General features: G+C 40.5%; 22 protein-coding genes. 2 read left to right on the top strand and 20 right to left on the bottom strand.

Translation table 11 applies throughout. From position 1 onward, the window contains the following. Window positions 1-242 precede the first annotated feature (242 nt). A complete protein-coding gene (locus ACOZBY_RS08670) occupies window positions 243-1,268 on the top strand; it encodes a DUF2332 domain-containing protein (protein WP_031417511.1) in 1,026 nt (341 codons plus the stop codon). Window positions 1,269-1,377: 109 nt separating this feature from the next. After that, the gene (locus tag ACOZBY_RS08665) at window positions 1,378-1,842 is read left to right on the top strand and encodes a DUF2691 family protein (RefSeq protein WP_012294976.1); all 465 of its coding nucleotides are present in this window, start codon (window positions 1,378-1,380) and stop codon (window positions 1,840-1,842) included. Between the two features lie 57 nt (window positions 1,843-1,899). On the opposite strand, the gene ACOZBY_RS08660 is transcribed toward ACOZBY_RS08665, so the two are convergent. The 20 genes from ACOZBY_RS08660 to ACOZBY_RS08565 all read right to left on the bottom strand — a co-directional run bounded on the left by ACOZBY_RS08660 (window position 1,900) and on the right by ACOZBY_RS08565 (window position 19,310). Further along, on the bottom strand, window positions 1,900-2,466 hold the full coding sequence (locus ACOZBY_RS08660; RefSeq protein WP_031417509.1) for an NADPH-dependent FMN reductase: 567 nt from the start codon (window positions 2,464-2,466) through the stop codon (window positions 1,900-1,902). A gap of 15 nt (window positions 2,467-2,481) precedes the next feature. Then, window positions 2,482-3,537, bottom strand: coding sequence for an LLM class flavin-dependent oxidoreductase (locus ACOZBY_RS08655; RefSeq protein WP_012294978.1), 1,056 nt, complete (start codon window positions 3,535-3,537; stop codon window positions 2,482-2,484). 16 nt (window positions 3,538-3,553) lie between these two features. Further along, on the bottom strand, window positions 3,554-4,495 hold the full coding sequence (locus tag ACOZBY_RS08650; RefSeq protein ID WP_012294979.1) for a ring-cleaving dioxygenase: 942 nt from the start codon (window positions 4,493-4,495) through the stop codon (window positions 3,554-3,556). Window positions 4,496-4,548: 53 nt separating this feature from the next. Further along, window positions 4,549-4,953 (bottom strand): MarR family winged helix-turn-helix transcriptional regulator, encoded by a 405-nt coding sequence (locus tag ACOZBY_RS08645; protein ID WP_206700972.1) that lies wholly within the window; start codon window positions 4,951-4,953, stop codon window positions 4,549-4,551. Between the two features lie 140 nt (window positions 4,954-5,093). After that, a complete protein-coding gene (cdaS, locus tag ACOZBY_RS08640) occupies window positions 5,094-5,714 on the bottom strand; it encodes a sporulation-specific diadenylate cyclase CdaS (RefSeq protein ID WP_080695213.1) in 621 nt (206 codons plus the stop codon). A 229-nt stretch (window positions 5,715-5,943) separates the two neighbouring features. After that, the gene (locus tag ACOZBY_RS08635; protein ID WP_008178293.1) at window positions 5,944-6,174 is read right to left on the bottom strand and encodes a hypothetical protein; all 231 of its coding nucleotides are present in this window, start codon (window positions 6,172-6,174) and stop codon (window positions 5,944-5,946) included. Window positions 6,175-6,317: 143 nt separating this feature from the next. After that, complete coding sequence (rnz, locus tag ACOZBY_RS08630) at window positions 6,318-7,250, bottom strand: ribonuclease Z (RefSeq protein ID WP_031417506.1); 933 nt, start codon at window positions 7,248-7,250, stop codon at window positions 6,318-6,320. A 97-nt stretch (window positions 7,251-7,347) separates the two neighbouring features. Further along, window positions 7,348-8,184 (bottom strand): class I SAM-dependent methyltransferase, encoded by an 837-nt coding sequence (locus ACOZBY_RS08625; RefSeq protein WP_012294984.1) that lies wholly within the window; start codon window positions 8,182-8,184, stop codon window positions 7,348-7,350. Beyond that, on the bottom strand, window positions 8,181-9,680 hold the full coding sequence (locus tag ACOZBY_RS08620) for a cobyric acid synthase (RefSeq protein ID WP_422762023.1): 1,500 nt from the start codon (window positions 9,678-9,680) through the stop codon (window positions 8,181-8,183). The genes ACOZBY_RS08625 and ACOZBY_RS08620 overlap by 4 nt, the downstream gene beginning before the upstream one ends. Before the next feature lie 143 nt (window positions 9,681-9,823). Beyond that, complete coding sequence (locus ACOZBY_RS08615; RefSeq protein WP_012294986.1) at window positions 9,824-10,360, bottom strand: cob(I)yrinic acid a,c-diamide adenosyltransferase; 537 nt, start codon at window positions 10,358-10,360, stop codon at window positions 9,824-9,826. Window positions 10,361-10,373: 13 nt separating this feature from the next. Beyond that, window positions 10,374-10,934, bottom strand: a complete 561-nt coding sequence (locus tag ACOZBY_RS08610; RefSeq protein ID WP_012294987.1) for a nitroreductase family protein — start codon at window positions 10,932-10,934, stop codon at window positions 10,374-10,376. Window positions 10,935-10,967: 33 nt separating this feature from the next. Next, window positions 10,968-11,735 carry a uroporphyrinogen-III C-methyltransferase gene (cobA, locus tag ACOZBY_RS08605; RefSeq protein WP_031417498.1) on the bottom strand — a complete coding sequence of 256 codons (768 nt, stop codon included), beginning with the start codon at window positions 11,733-11,735 and terminating at the stop codon, window positions 10,968-10,970. Further along, window positions 11,732-12,370 (bottom strand): precorrin-2 dehydrogenase/sirohydrochlorin ferrochelatase family protein, encoded by a 639-nt coding sequence (locus ACOZBY_RS08600; protein WP_012294990.1) that lies wholly within the window; start codon window positions 12,368-12,370, stop codon window positions 11,732-11,734. The genes cobA and ACOZBY_RS08600 overlap by 4 nt, the downstream gene beginning before the upstream one ends. Then, window positions 12,363-13,730, bottom strand: a complete 1,368-nt coding sequence (locus ACOZBY_RS08595) for a cobyrinate a,c-diamide synthase (RefSeq protein ID WP_036164068.1) — start codon at window positions 13,728-13,730, stop codon at window positions 12,363-12,365. Before ACOZBY_RS08595 ends, ACOZBY_RS08600 begins: the two co-directional genes overlap by 8 nt. 11 nt (window positions 13,731-13,741) lie before the next feature. Then, entirely contained in the window at window positions 13,742-14,863 is a 1,122-nt protein-coding gene (locus ACOZBY_RS08590; protein WP_012294992.1) for a cobalt-precorrin 5A hydrolase, read from the bottom strand. Further along, entirely contained in the window at window positions 14,856-15,641 is a 786-nt protein-coding gene (gene cobM, locus ACOZBY_RS08585; RefSeq protein ID WP_012294993.1) for a precorrin-4 C(11)-methyltransferase, read from the bottom strand. Before cobM ends, ACOZBY_RS08590 begins: the two co-directional genes overlap by 8 nt. Further along, window positions 15,641-16,348: a precorrin-2 C(20)-methyltransferase gene (gene cobI / locus ACOZBY_RS08580; protein WP_012294994.1), complete on the bottom strand. Its 708-nt coding sequence runs from the start codon at window positions 16,346-16,348 to the stop codon at window positions 15,641-15,643. Before cobI ends, cobM begins: the two co-directional genes overlap by 1 nt. Beyond that, window positions 16,341-17,561, bottom strand: a complete 1,221-nt coding sequence (locus tag ACOZBY_RS08575; protein WP_036164072.1) for a bifunctional cobalt-precorrin-7 (C(5))-methyltransferase/cobalt-precorrin-6B (C(15))-methyltransferase — start codon at window positions 17,559-17,561, stop codon at window positions 16,341-16,343. Before ACOZBY_RS08575 ends, cobI begins: the two co-directional genes overlap by 8 nt. Next, window positions 17,518-18,651, bottom strand: a complete 1,134-nt coding sequence (locus ACOZBY_RS08570) for a cobalt-precorrin-5B (C(1))-methyltransferase (protein WP_012294995.1) — start codon at window positions 18,649-18,651, stop codon at window positions 17,518-17,520. The genes ACOZBY_RS08575 and ACOZBY_RS08570 overlap by 44 nt, the downstream gene beginning before the upstream one ends. Beyond that, window positions 18,651-19,310, bottom strand: a complete 660-nt coding sequence (locus tag ACOZBY_RS08565; RefSeq protein WP_012294996.1) for a precorrin-8X methylmutase — start codon at window positions 19,308-19,310, stop codon at window positions 18,651-18,653. The genes ACOZBY_RS08570 and ACOZBY_RS08565 overlap by 1 nt, the downstream gene beginning before the upstream one ends. Between the last annotated feature and the right edge of the window lie 11 nt (window positions 19,311-19,321).

Genomic DNA, 19,321 nt, shown 5'->3' with positions numbered 1-19,321 from the left:
ATCTTCAAATGGCACAATATTAAAACGTCTCTCCAACTGTTGAAATACGTAGCTGTAAAAGATGAAGTTTTTGTGTCCTGTTCGGAAATTACAAGTTTGAGCCGCTATAATAAAGGACTGTCACCATTTATACTCCATGCTTCATGATTACTATTTTTTCATTAAAACATATATTTAATTTACTAAATTATACAATACTATTAGACTGAAAAATAAATAGATGTGCAAAAGGAGAGATATACATGTCATATGCTACATTAAGTCGTCAATTTCGACTTTTTGCCGAACAGGAATGCGTGAACTCTAGCCCTCTGTATGAACATTTAGCTAATAAAATGGCTGCGGATGAGGAGCTATTGGAGATTGCCTCCCTGATTCCACCAAATCAACCAGCACCCAATCTATTGTTGGCAGCTGTTCAATATTTATTGATTTCCTTGAAAGATCCTTTAGCTAAGTATTACGCGTCTTTTACGGCAACTCCACATCCCATTCAAGGGGTTTACCCTGTCTTCAAAGCATTTGTGATGGATCATGCAAAACAATTAAAGTCATTATTTCAAGAAAAACTTGTCCAAACCAATGAAATTCGACGTTGTGCCTACCTCTATCCTATGATGACTGACATTTATCACAAGCACCAGCGACCATTGGCCTTCATAGAAATAGGAGCAAGTGCTGGACTTCAGCTTGGTATGGATCACTACAATTATTGCTACAATCATCAATTATCCATTAACAATACGAACAATGGAAGTATCATATCTTCAGAAAACCGAGGGGAAACACTTCCTAAGTCTGTGTCAAAGCCACCCGTTGTTTACCAAAGGATTGGCATCGATTTAAATCCCATTGATCTCCGACAAAAGAAAGAAAGTCAATGGCTGCAAGCTTTAATCTGGCCTGAACACCACGAACGTCGATTGTTGTTAAATGAAGCTCTCCCTATCTTCAGTCAATTAGAAATTCAGTTAATAAAGGGTGATGCAATCCAACTAATAAAGGAGATCAGTCAAACCATTGAGGAAGAAGCCATGTTAGTCGTTTATCATACACATGTTGCCAACCAAATGTCACTCGAATCACGACATTCATTAATGGAGCAATTAAAAGAGATTAGCATGAAACGCCCACTCTACCATTGCTATAACAATTTATTTGACGTACAGCTACACCAGGATTTTCTGAATCAGGGCACCATACAATCTATTCGGACAATGGAACGTCCTGACGGCCATGGACGATGGTTTCAATGGTCAAATAGTTAAGGTGGCTACTGAAACCAAGAGATGCGTGTTTTTTTCTATGCAGTTGTGGTTATGGAGCGCCTTCAATTTAAACCTTATAAATCGATTCATCAGTAGAAAGGACGTTAAAATGCGAGGAATTAGCTTTGAAATAAAAAATGAATATGGCAGATATATATTGGATATTTTAACAAATCTAATTAGTGCGACTTGGCATTGGTCTATAGGACCTGGAGAATCTTACAAGATAGAGAATGGAACACTTGGTGCAAACCTTTTCCCCGATGATACCATTTTAAATGGCCTATCATTTTTAAACTGTATATCAGTTGATGAATACTATGTAATATTTGCTGACTTGAAAGCCTTTCCTCAACGTGAAGATGTTGTGGAAATTAAAAGCTATGAAGATTTTTTAAAAAGCTCATGTGAAATGGTACTATTAATCATTGATTCAAGCTATGTATCCCTTTTTGTCAAAGAAGAATCTATTATTGATAAGTTGTTCGAACGTGCAACAGCTTCCTATTACACAAACATTCAATTGATCACTGATGAAAATGATACACGTTCTTGTTTAACGGTATGGGGATAAAGATCATCATCTACAAAACGCTGTGGCAGCCTAGTGACACAGCGTTTCTACTACTCTTTAAAAATCGTATTCAGCATCTTTTTTCGCACGAATTTCTGCAAATGCGTCTGTTACCATTACAGTATCCTCTGCTAATCGTTCAAGACGGAAACGGACATCATCATTAACAATTTCTTTGCGTAAAAAGTCTTTTTCTTCTATAAATACATAGGTTGGCACAATATGGGCCTTCATGTAGGCAAGAATCGGCTTTAATTGCTGCTCCACCATTAAATAGTGCTTTGACGTCCCTGCGGTAACAATGACGCTGACTACTTTATCGCGAAAGGCATTGACTGGTAATAGGTCAAAGATATTTTTCAATGTTGCTGGAATAGAAGCCTGGAATGTTGGCGTCCCAATGACAATAGCATCCGCAGCCATGATCGTTTCTGTGACATATTTCGTATCGCCCTCATAGTCAAAGTAATTACGTCCATCACTAAATACTAGTTGATAGTTAGCAAGATCGAGAAGCGTCACTTCATGCTCCGGGTATTTTTTTTGGACAATCTCGGCAAATTTATGCATTGCTGTTCTTGTTTTTGAGCCAATAATGGAACCGGCAAGTGCGACAATCTTCATATGATGGTACACTCCTTATTTTGCTGTATATTTTTTCATTGCTGGGATAATATCGTTGCCGATGATTTCAATATTTTTCATGATTTTATCGAATGGGACCCCGCCAAAATCAATTTGTGCCATAAAACGCTGCATCCCATATAATTCATATTGATAGAGTAATTTCTCAATAATTTGTTCTTTACTACCGACCATTAAGGCATCTCGTGTATCTGTAGCTTGAGCAAATTGTTGTTTAGGATAGCCTCCCCCACGAATCGCTTGGAAACCACCGTTTAAATGTGGATACATCCCTTGTAATGCCTCTTTTGTTGTATCTGCTACATAAAACAGGCTTGTTGTGGCAACTGGCAATTCATTTGGAACAAAACCTTGTCGCTCTGCCGCTTCTCGATAAGCATCAACAGATGGCTTAAAGTTTACAGCGGGCCCACCTAGAGTCGTTAACATCATGGGAATTCCCATATACCCTGCTTTTATCGCACTCGCTGGCGGCCCACCAACTGCACGCCAAATCGGTAAAGAGCCGTTTTTTGGCTGCGGTAATATTTGAGCATTATGAAGTGGGGCACGGAATTGGCCTTCCCATGTCACAAGCTCTTCATCATTGATTTTCATAAGTAGCTCTAATTTTTCTTCAAAAAGTTCTTCATAATCCTGTAAATCTACACCAAGCAAATGGTATGCTCCTACTCGTGATCCGCGTCCCGCCACAATTTCGGCACGACCATTTGATAATAAATCAATGGTTGCAAAATCCTCATAAACACGCACAGGATCTGAAACACTTAACACAGTGGCAGAGCTGGATAGTTTAATTTTAGAAGTTGCTTGCGCGATAGCCCCCAACACAACAGTATGTGCCTGTGTTGTAAAATAAGATTGATGACTTTCACCAACTCCAAATACATCAATGCCTGCTTGCTCCGCTAATTGGCTAGCTTCAACCAGCTCTTTTAGTCGTTGCTGCGCAGAAATTCGTTCTCCTGTTAATGGGTTGGGAATATGGTCTCCTAAAGAATACAGCCCAAATTCAAGTCCTTGTGATTGATCAATACGATATTTTTCCATTATGAATTACCTCTCCTTATTCAAGCGGCTCTAAAATCGCTTCAATTTCTGCTCGTTTTTCTTCTAAAAATGGTGGAAGATCTAGCTCTTTTCCTAGTTCATCTACCGAGGAATCTACCGTAAACCCTGGGCCATCTGTCGCCATTTCAAATAGAATTCCGTTACGATCTCTAAAATAAAGACTTTGGAAATAATAACGATCGACAACACCTGTGCTAGTTAAACCTAGCTCTTTAATTTTTGTATCCCATTCTAGTAGCTCATCGACCGTTGCTACACGTATAGCAAGATGGTGGATACTTCCTTTACCTGGTTTTTCACTTGGTCCTTCTAATTCTTTGACAAGAATCTCTCCAAGCACTTCCCCCTCTATCGATTGCAGAACTGCCTCTTGGTCATTTTCTGCAACAACGGTATAGTGAAATAAATCTTGTAGTAAATTCACTGTCCGTTGTAGATAACGCACCGTCATTTCAACTGTACCCATCCCTAAAATGCGATGCTCTTCAGGGATTTCATTGCCATCCCATGGTTGCCATTGCGCTGGTGTTTCTTGACCATGATGGTTTAATAACACCATTCTCAACCCTTCATGATCCTCAAAAAATAAGGCGTCTTTCCCCGCATATGTGGAGATGTCACTATGTTCTACCTTTAGCTCTTGGAAACGAAATTTCCAATAAAGTAAACTCTCATAGCTTGGTACAAGTAGACCAATACGTGTTATCGCATTGGTTCCTCGCACAGTACGTCCCGCAACAGGCATCTCAAAAAATGTTAATTCTGTACCCGCCGACCCTGTTAAGTCCCCATAAAATAAGTGATACATGGATGGGGAGTCTTGATTCACGGTTTTCTTTACACGTCGTAACCCTAAAATTTTAGTATAAAAATGATTATTTTGTTTGCCATTTTTCGTTAGCATCGAAATATGATGATGTCCACTTAATTTGTTCATTGTATGCTCCTCCTCGAAATCACTTGACTAAGCAAGTGATAGGGTAAAAAAAATTACGCTAGTGGTAATTTTTTTTCCTGACTATGCTTTTCCAGCTTTGTCATCAATTTATATAAAGTTTTCATTTCTTCATCTGTTAATACATCTTCAAAAAATGAGGATTGGAAGTGAAGCTGACTAGGTGTTGCTGCATCAATCATTTGCTCCCCTTTTGCCGTCAACGAAATCGTTTTCGTCTTCCAATTTTGCTTACGCTCAATCAGTCCCTCTTTTTCAAGCCTTGCCAGCATGCGAGACATTCCACCTTGTGTGACCGTTACTTTTTCTGCTAGTTGACATTGTGTAATAGGTGCATAGGTTTTTATTTGGATTAGCACATCAAATTGTGCGGTGGTTAGATCAAAACGTTTTAAAAATTCATTGGATAATTGATTACTTTGGGCTGTAAAGCGCATCATGCGAATCCAGGTTAAAGTACCTAATGTATGATTTTTCACGACTTTATCCTCCCTTCTGTTATCACTTTACCACTCAAGTGATAAAGAAGCAAGAGAAATATCTCGAATTTGAGATATTAAATACATAGGGAATATCATCCCTATATAATGCCATGTGTGGTAATAGGGTATAAGTTGCCTTTAAAGGCAAATGATATTCTCCCTGTTTCTTCGGATACGACCATAACGAGTGCATCACTTACCTCACTTAATCCCAATGCAGCACGATGTCTTGTGCCTAATTTCCTTTCCCCTGTATAACGCTCTGACAGTGGTAATACATTTGCCGCCGATTCAATTTGATTATGGTTGACTAATACTGCGCCATCATGAAGAGGATTGCCTGGGAAAAAAATTGATTCTACTAAAGAATGGGTTAAGTCAGCACCTATATGAATACCAGGCTGGACTAGCTTCTCCAAAGCGTCTTCTCGCTGGATCACGATTAAACCACCGTGTCTTCTCAGTGACATATTTTGTACACTATGCGACAGTTCAGGATACTTTTCTGTAAACGGGGAAAGATAACAATTTAAATAAAACGTGGCTGCTTTCATTTCAATTGCCACAAATCTTTCTTTAATTTTTTCAAAATTGCCAAGGAGACAATTTGTTTCTGTATCCATCTGTTGAACACTTTGCTGTAATGACATAATCACGTGGAGAAGCTCATCTTTTAATGTTTCTTTCATTGGTGAAAAATCACAATTTATTGGATTCACAAAAGGCACCTCTCTTTTTTATAAAAGCTTTCCTCTCTTAGTTTCCCTGGAAAAGCTATTTTTATGCGTCACTGAAAGCTAGTGCTATGAAACGTTCTTGTTTTCTAATAAGAAAGACAAGACAAACTCCTATGATACTAACAAAAATACAGATGATTTTCTTCTCCTTGTCAAAAAAAAAACGCATTACCTGTAGAACTAATTTTCTACAAGTAACACGCATAAGCTCTTACATATGTCCAGCCCTAATCTTTCTCACAATACTAAAAGTCGTATATGTAGCAGCTGGTGCTAAAACGACAATAAAAATGATCCAGACTGTTAGATTATTTGTTGCTTTTAACGTTTCATAATTTGTTATGACAAACATGATGAGACCGAATAGTAATAAATAGCTCAGCACATTTGGAAAGATCACGATTAGTCGTAATAGTGCTGGCGGCATCTTTTGCTGATTCATTTTAACCACACCCCTTTTTTCAATTATACGGGAAATAAGTGATTGATCGTACTATATTTTTCCTTTTAGACGCTATAAATATATAGCATCAATACAAAAAACATCTATTAGCTGTCATTCCAATTAATAGATGTTTTTCAGTATTAAAGTAATGTATTATTTTGCCAAGTATAAATAGCTTGATCGGCAGTTAGAAATGTTTGCGGGAAAGTTTCCTGAGCCTCTGCCAAAAATGGAGGTAAATCTTGTGGAAGAAAACGAGCACTTAAATGATTTAATAGTAAATATTGTGCTCCTGCTTGCTGTGCAACCTTGGCTGCCTCCACATTAGTTGCATGACCATAATTGGCTGCTAAATCCGTTGTTGTGCCGTCAAAGGTTGCTTCATGTACAATGATATCAGCACCCATTGATAGCTGAACAGCCTCCTCACAATATTTCGTGTCGCCTAAAATAGTTAGTGTAAAGCCTTTTTTGGCTGAAGCTACAACATCTTTCGCTTGAATGACATCACCATTTTCAAGTACGACATCATGCCCTCTTTTTAATTGTCCTAAAAGAGGACCCTTGGGAACACCTAAATCCTTGGCTTTTTCAATTAATAATTCACCAGGTAAATCCTTTTGTTCAATACGATATCCATAGCATGGAACAACATGACGCAATTCCTTCGCATAAACCGTAAAACAGGCATCCTCGTATACAATCCCTTCCTGAACCTCTACAAAGTGCAAGGGATATGTTAAATGAGTCTTTGATAAAGCAAAAGTTTGTTCAATCCATTGCTGTAAGCCGACTGGACCAAAAATCGTTAGAGGTTCATCTCCTCCTTGAAATGAACGAGAGCTTAAAAAGCCCGGCAATCCGAAAATATGATCACCATGAAGATGCGTTATAAAAATTTTGGATACCTTCCGGGGCTTTAGCGAGGTGTGTAAAATTTGATGTTGAGTCGCCTCTCCACAATCAAAAAGCCACATTTCGCTTATTTCGTCTAATAGCTTCACCATCAGGGCACTCGTATTTCGTTCTTTGGAAGGCATGCCTGCGCCTGTTCCTAAAAAATGTAGCTGCACAAATGCCACCTCAATTCATGTTTTATCGTTTTATTGTACCTTATTGAGTCTCATAAGAAAAACCTTTGGTAAAAGCTTTATCCAAAGGTTTTGTCGTTTATTTTGGTTGCCAAGAAACAAGAGCTGCATGAAAATCATGACGATAGTAATAGCGTCCATCTTTTTCTTCAATAAAAGGCTCCAGAGATTCCTCAATATGTGCTTGTAGGACATCTGTATTTAATATTTTTTTACTTTGTGCCGTCACTAGCTGCTCATAGCTTTCATAAGTATATACGCGTTCTAAAGGGATGATTTGGCAATCAGCGTAAATATCCATTTCGTACAGTAGATTTAAAAACTCAATATAATCTCTTCGAGGGAATTTAATTGTATAGCCATACTTTTCATATAGTCGTTCATAGTGTGGCTGAATAGGCCCTGTCGTCATCCCTATGATGGCACGTTTCGTCGCCAGTCGATTCATATGCCCTAAAGCAGCTTTAATTTCATACATACGGTAAAAACAATTCACGCCTAAGACGATATCATGGGGCTCTATATCATCTTTTTCTAAACGTTCCCATTTTGCATGTACATATGAAACGTGCTTCTGATGAGGCATGCACTGCTGTAAATACTGTAGCATACTTTCAGAGCTATCCACACATGTGAGCTTGTCTACTCTATCTGCTAAAGGAAACGTGTAATTGCCCCAGCCAGGACCAATTTCTAATACAGAATGTTGGGGGTCAATACTTTTTTGAAGCTCCTGAAAAATACGTGCAGCATATGGATCCGTTTGCCCCATATTTTTCCGTGCCACAGATTGAGCCCAAAATTGCTCCTCTAGCTGATCATTCACCATACGCTCAGGCATATGCCCTTGCCAGTCTTTCATACCTTCTTGCCATAATGCTTCAAAATTAATGGCTAATGGTCCTTTTCTTGTCATACAGATACCTCTATAGATAATAATTCATATATTTTTTTCATATCAAGATTTGCTCGTACATGACTAGCTAACATGTTATAGGCATCTTCTCTTCGTTCAGCATCACTTTTTACTTCACGTGGTAAAGCAGCTAAACCTTTTTTCATACGGATGTCATTGGTAAGCTGACGAGTATAGGTACGATTATGAAATAAACCATGGAAATACGTACCAATTACCTGTTCGTCTTGACTAACAGCCCCATCTTCACGACCATCTTCAAGCAGTAAAAACGGTGTAACTTCTTCACGTAAAATTTTTGTTCGCCCTAGATGAATTTCATAGCCTGTCAAAGTATCCTGTCCTCTTGTGCCAGTCATTTGAACCGTTTTTTTATTGCCTACGAAAGTAGTTTCCATCGGCAATAAGCCAAGACCATCAGCAGATTCACCATTTCCCTCCACTGCATCTGGATCTAATAGCGTCTCACCAAGCATTTGAAAACCACCACATATTCCAATAATTTTGGTGCCATGCTCCCTTAATCGGGCAATGGCTTGATCGAAGCCTTGAGCCTTTAACCAGGCTAAATCATCGATGGTACTTTTCGTTCCTGGGAGAATCAGCAAATCTGGCGTACCGAGTTCATGAACTTTTCCAATTAATCGAACTCCCACTTCAGGCTCATCAAAAAATGGATCAACATCTGTGAAGTTTGAAATACGGGGTAAACGAATCATCGCCACATCGACAGCAAATTCCCCTGGTTTTGGCTTTTTAAAGCGTAATGATGATAAAGCGAGCGAGTCCTCCGCTTCAATATTGACCTCTAAATAAGGCACAACACCTAGTACGGGAATGCCTGTTTCTTGCTCCACCCATGCCAAACCATCATCCAATAATTCACGCATGCCTCTAAATTTATTGATGATTAACCCTTTCACTCGTGCTCGCTCCGCTTCATCTAGCAATGCCAGTGTACCAACAATCGAGGCAAAAACCCCACCACGATCAATGTCGGCAACAAGGACAACCGCTGCATCTGCTAAATGAGCCATTCGCATATTAGCAATATCACGATCCTTTAAGTTAATCTCTGCTGGGCTTCCTGCCCCCTCTAAGACAATGACATCATATGTATTTTGAAGCGAACGAACTGATTTTTCCACAATGGGCATGGCTTCATGTACAAAATTATTGCGATATGTTTTGGCATCCATATTTAAAAAATGCTTCCCGTGGACAATGACCTCAGACATCATATCTTGCTTTGGCTTCAGCAAAATAGGGTTCATATCAGTCGTCGCAACAACACGGGCAGCTTCAGCCTGTACTCCTTGTGCTCGACCAATTTCTCCGCCATCTTTTGTTACAAATGAATTAAGCGCCATATTTTGCGATTTAAAGGGGACAACTTTAAAGCCATCATCTGAAAATATACGACACAACGCCGTACAAATCATACTTTTTCCAACATCGGAAGCTGTTCCTTGAATCATGATTGATTTTGCTGGCATAATCAATTATCCTCCGTCATTATAGGTGTCACGCTGTTCCACGAGACACAGATATTTGCCTTTCTTTCGTTAGGTTTTCTCTCCTATCCATCATGCGTTACCTAGCTCAGGAGTAAATCCTCCACCCTAAAGGTAAAGGTATATTAAAATTCAAGCCCCTTCACAGCTGGAATACCTTCATCATAATAATGCTTAGTAGCATCAATCGTAGAAACTAAATCCGCCATTGCTAGCAACGCGGGGTTGGCACTGCGTCCAGTCACCACTAGATGCATGGTCGAAGGACGTTGCTGAATTGCTTCTATGACTTCTGCCAGTGGTAGAACATCATCAATTGGAAACTTACTTATAGCCAATGCATTATTTAGCTCATCTAGCACTAATAAATCAATGCTGTCATCTTGTAGAGCTGCCTTCGTTTTTTTCCAAGCCTTTGCTAAGGCTACACGATGCTCCTCAGGTGTTTTGGTCCAAGTGAAGCCAATGCCCATTTGTTCCATTTCCACACCAAGCTTACGCAGGGCAATTTGCTCTCCATACGTACGCTCAGGTGATTTAATAAATTGCATATAGCGCACATTTAACCCACGACCGATCGCACGTAATGTAACACCTAGGGATGCTGTCGTTTTGCCCTTTCCTTCGCCTGTATACACTAAAAACAAGCCTTTTCTTGCCATGCTGTTAGCCTCCTTATAGCCAAGTTGTCTTTTCTTCAAATGGCGTACGCTTCTTGTCGGTGAACTCCTGCACTTGTGGGTAGCCAATAAAAATTGTCCCTACCACTTTCTGTGCTTCACTTGCACCGATAAACGAATGCATGCGTGAATCATGTACAAGACCAACACCACGTGTACGCCAAACAAAGCCAAGACCTAGCTCCTCTGCTGTTAACCACATTGACATAATGGCGCTACATACAGCAAAAACGTTGTCCTCTGTCGCATCGGTATCCCCTTCCACCACATCTGCTGTTACAACAATAGCGACGGGGGTTGTTTGTACAACCTTTAATGAGCTTTCCACTAAATTCGGCTTTGTCGGAAAGCGTTCTTGTAAATAAGCGCTTGCCATTTCCTCATAACGATCCATAGCTTCACCTTGAATGATGTAGAAATGCCAAGGCTCTCTCATTCTGTCATTAGGGGCAAATGTAGCAGCCTCTAAGATTTGCTCAATTTTCTCTTTTTCTACTGGTTGTGCTGTGTAATTTCGAATAGCTCGACGCTTTTTTAGTGCTTCGATGACTGTCATGTTGCTTCCTCCTTCTGCTCTCTTATGAGATGATTATGAAAAAGCAAGTCCCTGCTCTTCAAACCATTGTATTTTTTCACGTACATTGACGACATCGCCAACTACAATCATGGAAGGATTATGATACCCTTCACGTTCAATAATGTTCGCAATTTCATCTAGTTGCCCTGTTATAGTTCGTTGTTGAGCAGTTGTTCCCCATTCAATAACCGCTACTGGCGTTGTGGCTTTACGCCCATTCTCGATTAATTTTCGAGCTATATAGGCAATATTGCCAACGCTCATATAAAAAGCGACAGTATCAATGCCCGTTGCTAATGCTGGCCAATTCAAAAAATCCTGGCCTTTTTCTTCTCGGCCATGTCCAGTCACGAGGGCAAAGCTTGTGGCAAAGTCTCTATGTGTCACAGGAATCCCAGCATAAGCTGGAGCCGCAATACCTGCAGTTATACCCGGCACAATTTCATAGGAAATGCCATGATTTTTTAAGATTTCAGCCTCTTCTGCACCACGACCAAAGACGAATGGATCGCCACCTTTAAGACGTGTAACAATTTTTCCCTGCTGCGCCTTCTCCACAAGTAATGCATTAATTTCATCTTGAATTAGGTGGTGCTTTCCTGGTAATTTCCCACAATAAACGAGTTCCGCATCCTTTTTCGCGAAGTCTAGCAATGCTGGATTCACAAGACGGTCATATGCAATAATATCAGCCTTTTGAATACATTCCAGACCATAAACCGTAATGAGCTTTGGATCTCCAGGTCCTGCGCCAACGATATAAACTATTCCATCCTTCATTGCTTTGCTCCCATCAATAGTTGTTGTAAATAAGCTTCACGTCTATCCATCTCACCTTGACGTGTCCATTCTAGGATGTTTGGCTCTAGCAAGGCCTGTAATGCCTCACGTCTTTGTGGGCCTTTATCAAACTTGGCAACAATCATTAAACGAGCTTGCTGCAAAAAGCATACGTAATCTTCATAGGCATCATCAAATTGATCCTCTAAATCTGCTTTAATTTTTCGTGCTAGCCCAGGACTTGCTCCCGATGTCGAGACAGTTAACACTAAAGGACCACGACGAACTGTCGCGGGAGTAATAAAATCACTTTCACTTTGTCTATCTGTTCGATTCATTAATTGCCAATGCTGTGCCGCCTCTTGCACGGCTTCGTTAACAGTCGTCACATTTGTGGCAGCAATAATAAGGATTGCATCATCCAAATCACGTGGTTCAAACTCTTTTCGTTTCCAAGTAATTTGCCCCCACTCGACTAGTGGCTGTAAATCTTCATGTAAGGTCGGACTAACGATGACGATATTCGCCTTCGCTGGTAAAAGGGATGCCACCTTTTGTGTGGCTACGTGACCACCGCCTACGATTACAACTGTTTTATATTCTAGATTAATATGAATAGGAAAATAATTAGTCATCATTCTTCACCTTCTTGCAAGCTGTTAACCAATTGTCAACTAGCTTTGGGTTTGATACAAAATGAAAATGCGTATAACCAGCCACCAAATTCCCTACTTGATAGCCTTCTTGTTTTTTGCCAAAGCGACCAATCGTTTCGTAGGCCGGTGTGTGATGGGAGCCATTATATTTGGAATAGTGGAATTCATGTCCCTTTGCCTGTTCCTCTGAACCGATTAAGAAATTACCTGCTGTACCAAAAATTTCACGATAGCCAAGTGCTGCTAGCTTTGTTTGCATAGCTACCTCCCCTGGGATTACACCTATCATGTCATAACGCTCTCCATGGCTATCTGTAATAGCTTCTGTTAAATACATGAAGCCCCCACATTCAGCCAATGTCGGTAGACCTTTGTTTATGGCTGCACGTATAGATTGTTTGGCAATCGTATTTGCAGCAAGTGTCTGTGCAAACTCTTCAGGAAAGCCACCCCCTATATATAAGCCATCAGCCTCACTTGGTACTGGCTCATTGGCAAGTGGTGAGAAAAATTGTAATGTCGCACCTTTCGCCCGTAATAACGCCAAATTTTCTTCATAATAAAAATTAAATGCCACATCTTTTGCTACAGCGAGACAAATATTTTGTGTAGGCTCCTCTGTAAATAATTTGCCTGATTCCTGAAGTACAGGGGCCTTAGTGATACGGAGTAATTGCTCTAAGTCAATGGTCTTGGCCATTAGTTCTCCTAGCTTGTCAAAAAATGAATGCAGCTCTCCTCTTTCAATAGCAGGGACTAGTCCTAAATGACGACTTGGAATATCAATCCCTTCCTCGCGCTTTAAGTAGCCGATTACAGGAATACCACATTCTTGTTCAATAGCAGCCTTAGCAATTTCATAATGACCCACACTACCCACCTGATTGGCTATCACACCAACGATATTTGGTTTATCTGATAATAATTGAAATCCTTTGACAACTGCCGCAACACTTCTAGCCATACTTGCACAATTAACGATTAAAATAACAGGACTCTCTGTCACTACACTGATATCTGCGGCAGAGCCAGCATCTGATAATGGACTTTTGCCATCATAAAAGCCCATCACCCCCTCAATAATAGATACATCCGCATCCTCACTAGCGCGTGCTACAATATCACATACTGCTTCATGCGAGAACATCCAACTATCAATATTGCGTGATATTCTACCTGTTACGGCCGTATGATAGGTTGGATCGATATAATCAGGTCCGCATTTAAAGCCCTGCACGACTTTCCCTTTATTTTGTAAAGCCTTCATCAGTCCAATGGTAAAAGTAGTTTTGCCTACCCCACTGCCTGTCCCGGCTAATACAAAGCGATTGGTTTGCATGGACTTCCTCCTTAAAATTGGTATCTAGCAACTGAAATCGTAGCATTACCTGATTTTTTCTTTTCTAAGATAAGTGATTTGGCCTGAGCATAACGCATTGCCGCAGGTTCACTGACACCGTATGCCCCTGTATATTTAAAGACTGTTTCCGAAGGTGATGGAAACTCAATTTCATTTAATTCTGATGGTGAATAGGTAACGAACTCCCAATCATATTTTTTTGTAATATCGAGGAAGCATTGCTCATCTTTCTTCAAATCAATTGTACAAAGTGCCTTCACACTTTTTTTCGAAAGATTAAGCTCTGCCAGGGTTTCATCAATGACTTGTTCAATCTCCTCAATAGATGTACCACGATTACAGCCCATGCCTAAGACAATTGATTTTGGTCGATAAATGACACCATTTTCAAGCAAAACTTCTTCTTCTCGTTCGATTATACGGTCCGTTATTAACAATGTTGCATGAGGCTTAGCCTCTATGGCCGTCTGTGTAGATGGATAAATTTTAATTTGCTCTGGCATTGGTGTATCACGCATCCACCAATCCCGTTCACCAGTTTCCTGTACAATAGCCACATGTTCCTCATTGACGACAGAAGCACTGACAGGCGTTAATTTATCGGCACTATCCCAAACCCAGCCAAAGCGTGCACCAAATAAATCGACAGGAATAGTCTTTTGCACATCGGAAGCTGTTGTAATAATAGGGTTGGCACCAAGAGCTGCCGCTACCTCATGCGTTAGTTCATTGGCACCTCCAAGATGTCCTGACAAGACACTTATTACGTTTTCGCCTCGATCATCAATAACTACAACACCTGGATCAGTCTTTTTATCCTTTAAAATGGGGGCAATCATTCGTACAACTGCTCCTAAAGAAATAATTAAAATCAAACCTTTGTATTGTTTAAATAGAGTTGGCAAAAGCAAACGCACTGTTCCGGTAAACAGTTGAATATGCTTTTCCTCCTCATCACCCTGTTCAAATTTACTCATATAATACAAATCACTTGCTGCAAACGTTTGTTGGAGTCGTCGTCCTATTTGAACACCGTGCTTTGTAATCGCTACAACAGCATATGGATTGCGCTGATCAACTTCTGGTAATATCCCCTCTTGTAACTCAATCACTTGTCTTCACACCTTTTCTGAAGCCGTGTGTAAAGGTTGCATCATATAATTTCGAGCGATATTGATCCTTATCATGAATATTAGGATCTAGCGCCCAGCCTGCTAGAATCATCGCATGCTTACGAATTCCATTCACACGCATCGCTTCATCTAATTCGATTAATGTTGTACGAACAATTTTTTGATCTGGCCAAGAAGCACGTTGAATAACTGCTACGGGTGTGTCATCAGCCCAACCAGCACTTTGAAGTTCCTTGACAATTTTCTTTGTGAGCGTCGCACTTAAGAATAGAGCAATTGTACAATGATGGCTTGCTAAATCACGTAATTTTTCAAATTCGGGTACAGGGGTACGCCCTTCAGCACGAGTTAAAATTAAAGTTTGTGTTAAATCAGGAATCGTTAGCTCAGCCCCAATTGCCGCTGCTGATGCAAAAACAGAGCTAACCCCTGGAATAACTTCGTAGCCAATGCCTTGCTTTTTTAAGAGTGCTACTTGTTCCATAATCGCTCCATACATAGCCGGATCACCTGTATGCATGCGAGCTACTATTTTCCCCGCATGGACCCGATCAGCCATCACAGCGACCATTTCCTCTAAATGCATCCCAGCTGTTCGAATAATTTCCGCATCTGGTCTAGCTTTCGCAATGAGATCTTCACTCACTAATGAATCTGTATACATCACTACATCTGCTGTCTGTAACATATGTAAGCCTTTTACTGTAATTAAATCTGGATCACCAGGACCAGCGCCGACTATATAGATTTTTTTCATTATTTACGCACCACCATTAATGTTAAATATTCTAAATCGACACCATCCAACTCGCGTACATCCCAAATGACTTCTTCGTCAGATGTTACCTTTGTCACAACAGATGCTTGATCCAGTAAATCTAAATCACGTAGTACCTGTAGCATTAAATCAATTACTTTTGCTACTTTAATAAAGACTACAGCATCATGACTTTCAATCGCTTCTCGCATTGCCGCATAATCATCATAGGCAGGAATGATCGCCACACGATCATCACCATCAGCTAATGCAATGCCCAGGCGAGAAGCGGAGCCATTAAATGAAGATATCCCCGGAACCGTACGAATTTCTACATCTGGATGCATGTCCTGCATTAACTTCATCATATGGATAAACGTACTATATAATAACGGATCACCTTCTGTAACGAAGGCCACATCCTTGCCCTCCTGTAATTTTTCATATACAAGCTCGACTGACTTTGTCCATTCACGCTCAAGGACAGCTTCATCCTTCGTCATAGGAAATACAAGACCAAGCATATCTTTTTCCTCTGGATTAATATAAACGTCTACAATACGATGGGCATAGCTCTTACTGCCTCTCAGCTTTTTGGGATAAGCAATAACAGGTGACTCTTGAATCACACGAAACGCCTTCACTGTAATTAATTCTGGATCGCCAGGACCAACGCCCAAGCCATATAAAACACCTAAATTAGTCATGATTTTCTTCCTTTCGATAAGCCGAAATAATATATATTGGATTTAATGGCACAAAGCGTGTCATATCTAAAATCGGTTTGCTACGCGCAAGCTGTGCCTGTAAAATATCAACCGCAAAATCACAAGCCTTAAACGCTTCCACTGCTTTATATAAATTTTCAATTGTCGCTGCATTTAAAACAATGCGACCATTTGGTTTTAAGCGGTTACAGCACAATTGTAGTAATTCGACCATTTCACCACCAGTCCCACCGATAAAAATGGCATCAGGGTCTGGGAAATGTTCGAGTCCCTCTGGAGCTTTACTATGAATGGCTGTTAGATCCACACGGAATTTTTGCTGATTGTGTAGACAGTTTTCTAAATCAGGTGCATTTTTTTCAACGGCGTATACTTGCCCCTCAGGTGCAAGCTTACCTGCTTCAATGGCCATAGATCCTGTACATGTGCCAATATCCCAAATAACACTATCCTTTTGAAGTTGCATCGCCTGTAAGCTTAAAACACGAATTTCCTTTTTGGTAATGAGTCCTTTATCTGGCTTTCGTTGAGAAAATTCTTCATCATCAATACCGAGCTTGTAGCGTTTTGGTTCAAAGGTTTGTTGTAAAATAACTACGTTGAGAGGGGAAAAATGTGTGGTCTCCATTTCATCTAACGAATACCAACCATATTTTTCACCTTCACCCTGTAGATTTTCGGCTACAAATGCTCGATATTCGGTCATTCCAAAATGCTTTAAATAACGTGCGAGCGCATTTGGGCTATTTTCAGCATCTGTTAATAGAGCTATTTTCTTGTTCCCATCGATGCGCTGTGCCAAGCCTTTCATAGGTCGTCCATGAATACTTGTGACATAAGCATCCTGCCAGCTTTCTCCCATTTTCGCGAAGGCTAGTTGTATGGAGCTCATGTATGGATAAACCTCCAAATCTAGCTTTTTCGCTAAATAGCCGCCAACGCCGTAAAATAATGGATCTCCTGATGCGAGAATAATCGTATCTCTTGTTTCCTCTGACAATCTCTCAACAAGTGCTGAAAGACCTCCTTTGATCTTGATTTTTTCCCCTGTAAAATGTGGAAAAAAATCAAGCACGCGCTCACCACCGACAAGTACCTCACAGTCTTCAATCCACTGGTGGTATTGTGGTAATAAGCTTGCTAATCCGTTATCCCCGATTCCAATTAATTTCATCGATCGATGCAATGTCATCAGCCCTTCCTAATAATTGTCCCTGCATCGAATAAATCGATGTGGAAAGCGTTAAACCGCCCTTTATATGATGAATGGAGGAATAGCAGCAGGCCTCACACAAACGATGGAAAAATGATTCATATCCTTTTTCCATCATAATTTCACCTACTTGCGACGCTGTGTTGGCCTCTCGTATTTCGGCTATTATGTCTGCATCTGCCCCTACATCTTCGGCAAGTTGTGCTAAAAAGTTAAAATCAATCGGAGCACTTTTGGAATGCACCATCATTACCCCTTGTGCCACCTTTGAAAATTTCCCCATCATCCCAACAAGGGACACTTGTTTAATACCGAGTCGCTTACAATGCTTTAAAGTAAAGCCAACAAAATCACCCATTTCCACAAAAGCTTCTTCAGGTAAATGGGGGTATTGTTTCATCGCAAATTTTTCACTGCGACCACCTGTTGTCACTACTAAATGCTCACAGCCAGCCTCTTTAGCGACGCTAATGGCCTGTACAATACTAGCCATATACGCAGAACTTGAAAAAGGCACGACGGTTCCCCTTGTGCCTAAAATAGAGATGCCTCCAAGTATACCAAGACGACCATTTAACGTTTTTTTTGCAATCTCCTCGCCCCTAGGTACGGAAATCACTACGTTAACCCCTCGCGTAATTTGAAATTCATCCAATACACCTTGAACAGTGCTGTGAATCATTTTCCGTGGGACAGGATTAATGGCCGCCTCTCCAACAGGCACTGGTAAGCCGGGCTTTGTGACACGCCCGACTCCAATCCCTCCATCTAAATGAATACCAGGTATCTCTGCCCAGCTCACAGTACCGACGATGAGTGCCTGATGTGTGGCATCTGGGTCATCACCAGCATCTTTAATCGTTTCACAGCTGACGGCATTGTTTTCAAATAGGCATTTTTCAATAGTAAAGGTCGCATCCCTACCTATTGGCAAATGAATCGTGCTTGTTTCTTGCTCTTCATTTGTAATAAGGGCAAGTAAAGCTGCCTTTGTTACTGCCGTTGCACAGGCTCCTGTTGTATAACCGTGACGCATGTCCTTAGGATCCTTTTTTGGCTTCCGCTCCATTATTTTTTCGCCTGTTCATCCGCTAAAAGTGAAATGGCATTTAATGCGGCAACCGTCACTGTACTACCGCCTTTACGACCAACATTTGTAATGTACGGAATACCTTCAAGTTTTAGCAACTCCTCTTTCGATTCAGCCGCAGACACGAAACCTACAGGCATACCAATAATTAAATCTGGTTTTGCTAAGCCTTCCTTAATTAAACGAATCAATTCTAGTAATGCAGTTGGGGCATTACCAATAGCATAAATACCGCCTTCATGTAATTTTGAGGCTTTTTGCATCGATATAATGGCACGCGTTGTATTTTGCTTTTTCGCTTCTACAGATACATCCTCATCCGCAATATAGCAATGTAAATCGCCACCATGTTTTTGGAAACGTTTTTTACCAGAACCACTTTCAATCATTTGCACATCCGCAATTACATGACGCCCTGCCAGAATAGACTTAACACCTGCTTCAAGTGCTCCTGGTGTAATAATAACGCTACGACCTAGCTCAAAGTCAGCAGATGCATGGATAATACGGCGCACAACCTTCCATTCATCCTCTGAAAAGTTATGCTCCCCCATTTCTTCTGCGATAATTGAGAAACTGTAATCGTAAATTTTATCTGGGTCTACTGTTAATGGTTTGAAATCAGTTTTAAAATCCATTGTTATTGCCT

The organism is Lysinibacillus sp. NPDC056220 (genome assembly GCF_049315265.1).
In the GTDB taxonomy this organism is placed as follows: Bacteria; Bacillota; Bacilli; order Bacillales_A; family Planococcaceae; genus Lysinibacillus; species Lysinibacillus pinottii.
Note: the sequence above shows the minus strand (reverse complement) of the source record. Positions and strands in the feature narration are given on the sequence as shown.

What these genes read in the sequence shown, in the direction of transcription:
- ACOZBY_RS08660 (WP_031417509.1), bottom strand. Translation starts at nt 2,466, where the DNA reads ATGAAGATTGTCGCACTTGCCGGTTCCATTATTGGCTCAAAAACAAGA.
- ACOZBY_RS08575 (WP_036164072.1), bottom strand. Translation starts at nt 17,561, where the DNA reads ATGACATTGCATCGATCGATGAAATTAATTGGAATCGGGGATAACGGA.
- ACOZBY_RS08595 (WP_036164068.1), bottom strand. Translation starts at nt 13,730, where the DNA reads ATGCAAACCAATCGCTTTGTATTAGCCGGGACAGGCAGTGGGGTAGGC.
- ACOZBY_RS08620 (WP_422762023.1), bottom strand. Translation starts at nt 9,680, where the DNA reads ATGCCAGCAAAATCAATCATGATTCAAGGAACAGCTTCCGATGTTGGA.
- ACOZBY_RS08670 (WP_031417511.1), top strand. Translation starts at nt 243, where the DNA reads ATGTCATATGCTACATTAAGTCGTCAATTTCGACTTTTTGCCGAACAG.
- ACOZBY_RS08600 (WP_012294990.1), bottom strand. Translation starts at nt 12,370, where the DNA reads ATGACTAATTATTTTCCTATTCATATTAATCTAGAATATAAAACAGTT.
- ACOZBY_RS08570 (WP_012294995.1), bottom strand. Translation starts at nt 18,651, where the DNA reads ATGGAGCGGAAGCCAAAAAAGGATCCTAAGGACATGCGTCACGGTTAT.
- ACOZBY_RS08625 (WP_012294984.1), bottom strand. Translation starts at nt 8,184, where the DNA reads ATGACAAGAAAAGGACCATTAGCCATTAATTTTGAAGCATTATGGCAA.
- ACOZBY_RS08565 (WP_012294996.1), bottom strand. Translation starts at nt 19,310, where the DNA reads ATGGATTTTAAAACTGATTTCAAACCATTAACAGTAGACCCAGATAAA.
- ACOZBY_RS08645 (WP_206700972.1), bottom strand. Translation starts at nt 4,953, where the DNA reads ATGATGCGCTTTACAGCCCAAAGTAATCAATTATCCAATGAATTTTTA.
- cobI (WP_012294994.1), bottom strand. Translation starts at nt 16,348, where the DNA reads ATGACTAATTTAGGTGTTTTATATGGCTTGGGCGTTGGTCCTGGCGAT.
- cobM (WP_012294993.1), bottom strand. Translation starts at nt 15,641, where the DNA reads ATGAAAAAAATCTATATAGTCGGCGCTGGTCCTGGTGATCCAGATTTA.
- ACOZBY_RS08650 (WP_012294979.1), bottom strand. Translation starts at nt 4,495, where the DNA reads ATGAACAAATTAAGTGGACATCATCATATTTCGATGCTAACGAAAAAT.
- cobA (WP_031417498.1), bottom strand. Translation starts at nt 11,735, where the DNA reads ATGAAGGATGGAATAGTTTATATCGTTGGCGCAGGACCTGGAGATCCA.
- ACOZBY_RS08610 (WP_012294987.1), bottom strand. Translation starts at nt 10,934, where the DNA reads ATGACAGTCATCGAAGCACTAAAAAAGCGTCGAGCTATTCGAAATTAC.
- ACOZBY_RS08665 (WP_012294976.1), top strand. Translation starts at nt 1,378, where the DNA reads ATGCGAGGAATTAGCTTTGAAATAAAAAATGAATATGGCAGATATATA.
- ACOZBY_RS08655 (WP_012294978.1), bottom strand. Translation starts at nt 3,537, where the DNA reads ATGGAAAAATATCGTATTGATCAATCACAAGGACTTGAATTTGGGCTG.
- ACOZBY_RS08615 (WP_012294986.1), bottom strand. Translation starts at nt 10,360, where the DNA reads ATGGCAAGAAAAGGCTTGTTTTTAGTGTATACAGGCGAAGGAAAGGGC.
- ACOZBY_RS08635 (WP_008178293.1), bottom strand. Translation starts at nt 6,174, where the DNA reads ATGAATCAGCAAAAGATGCCGCCAGCACTATTACGACTAATCGTGATC.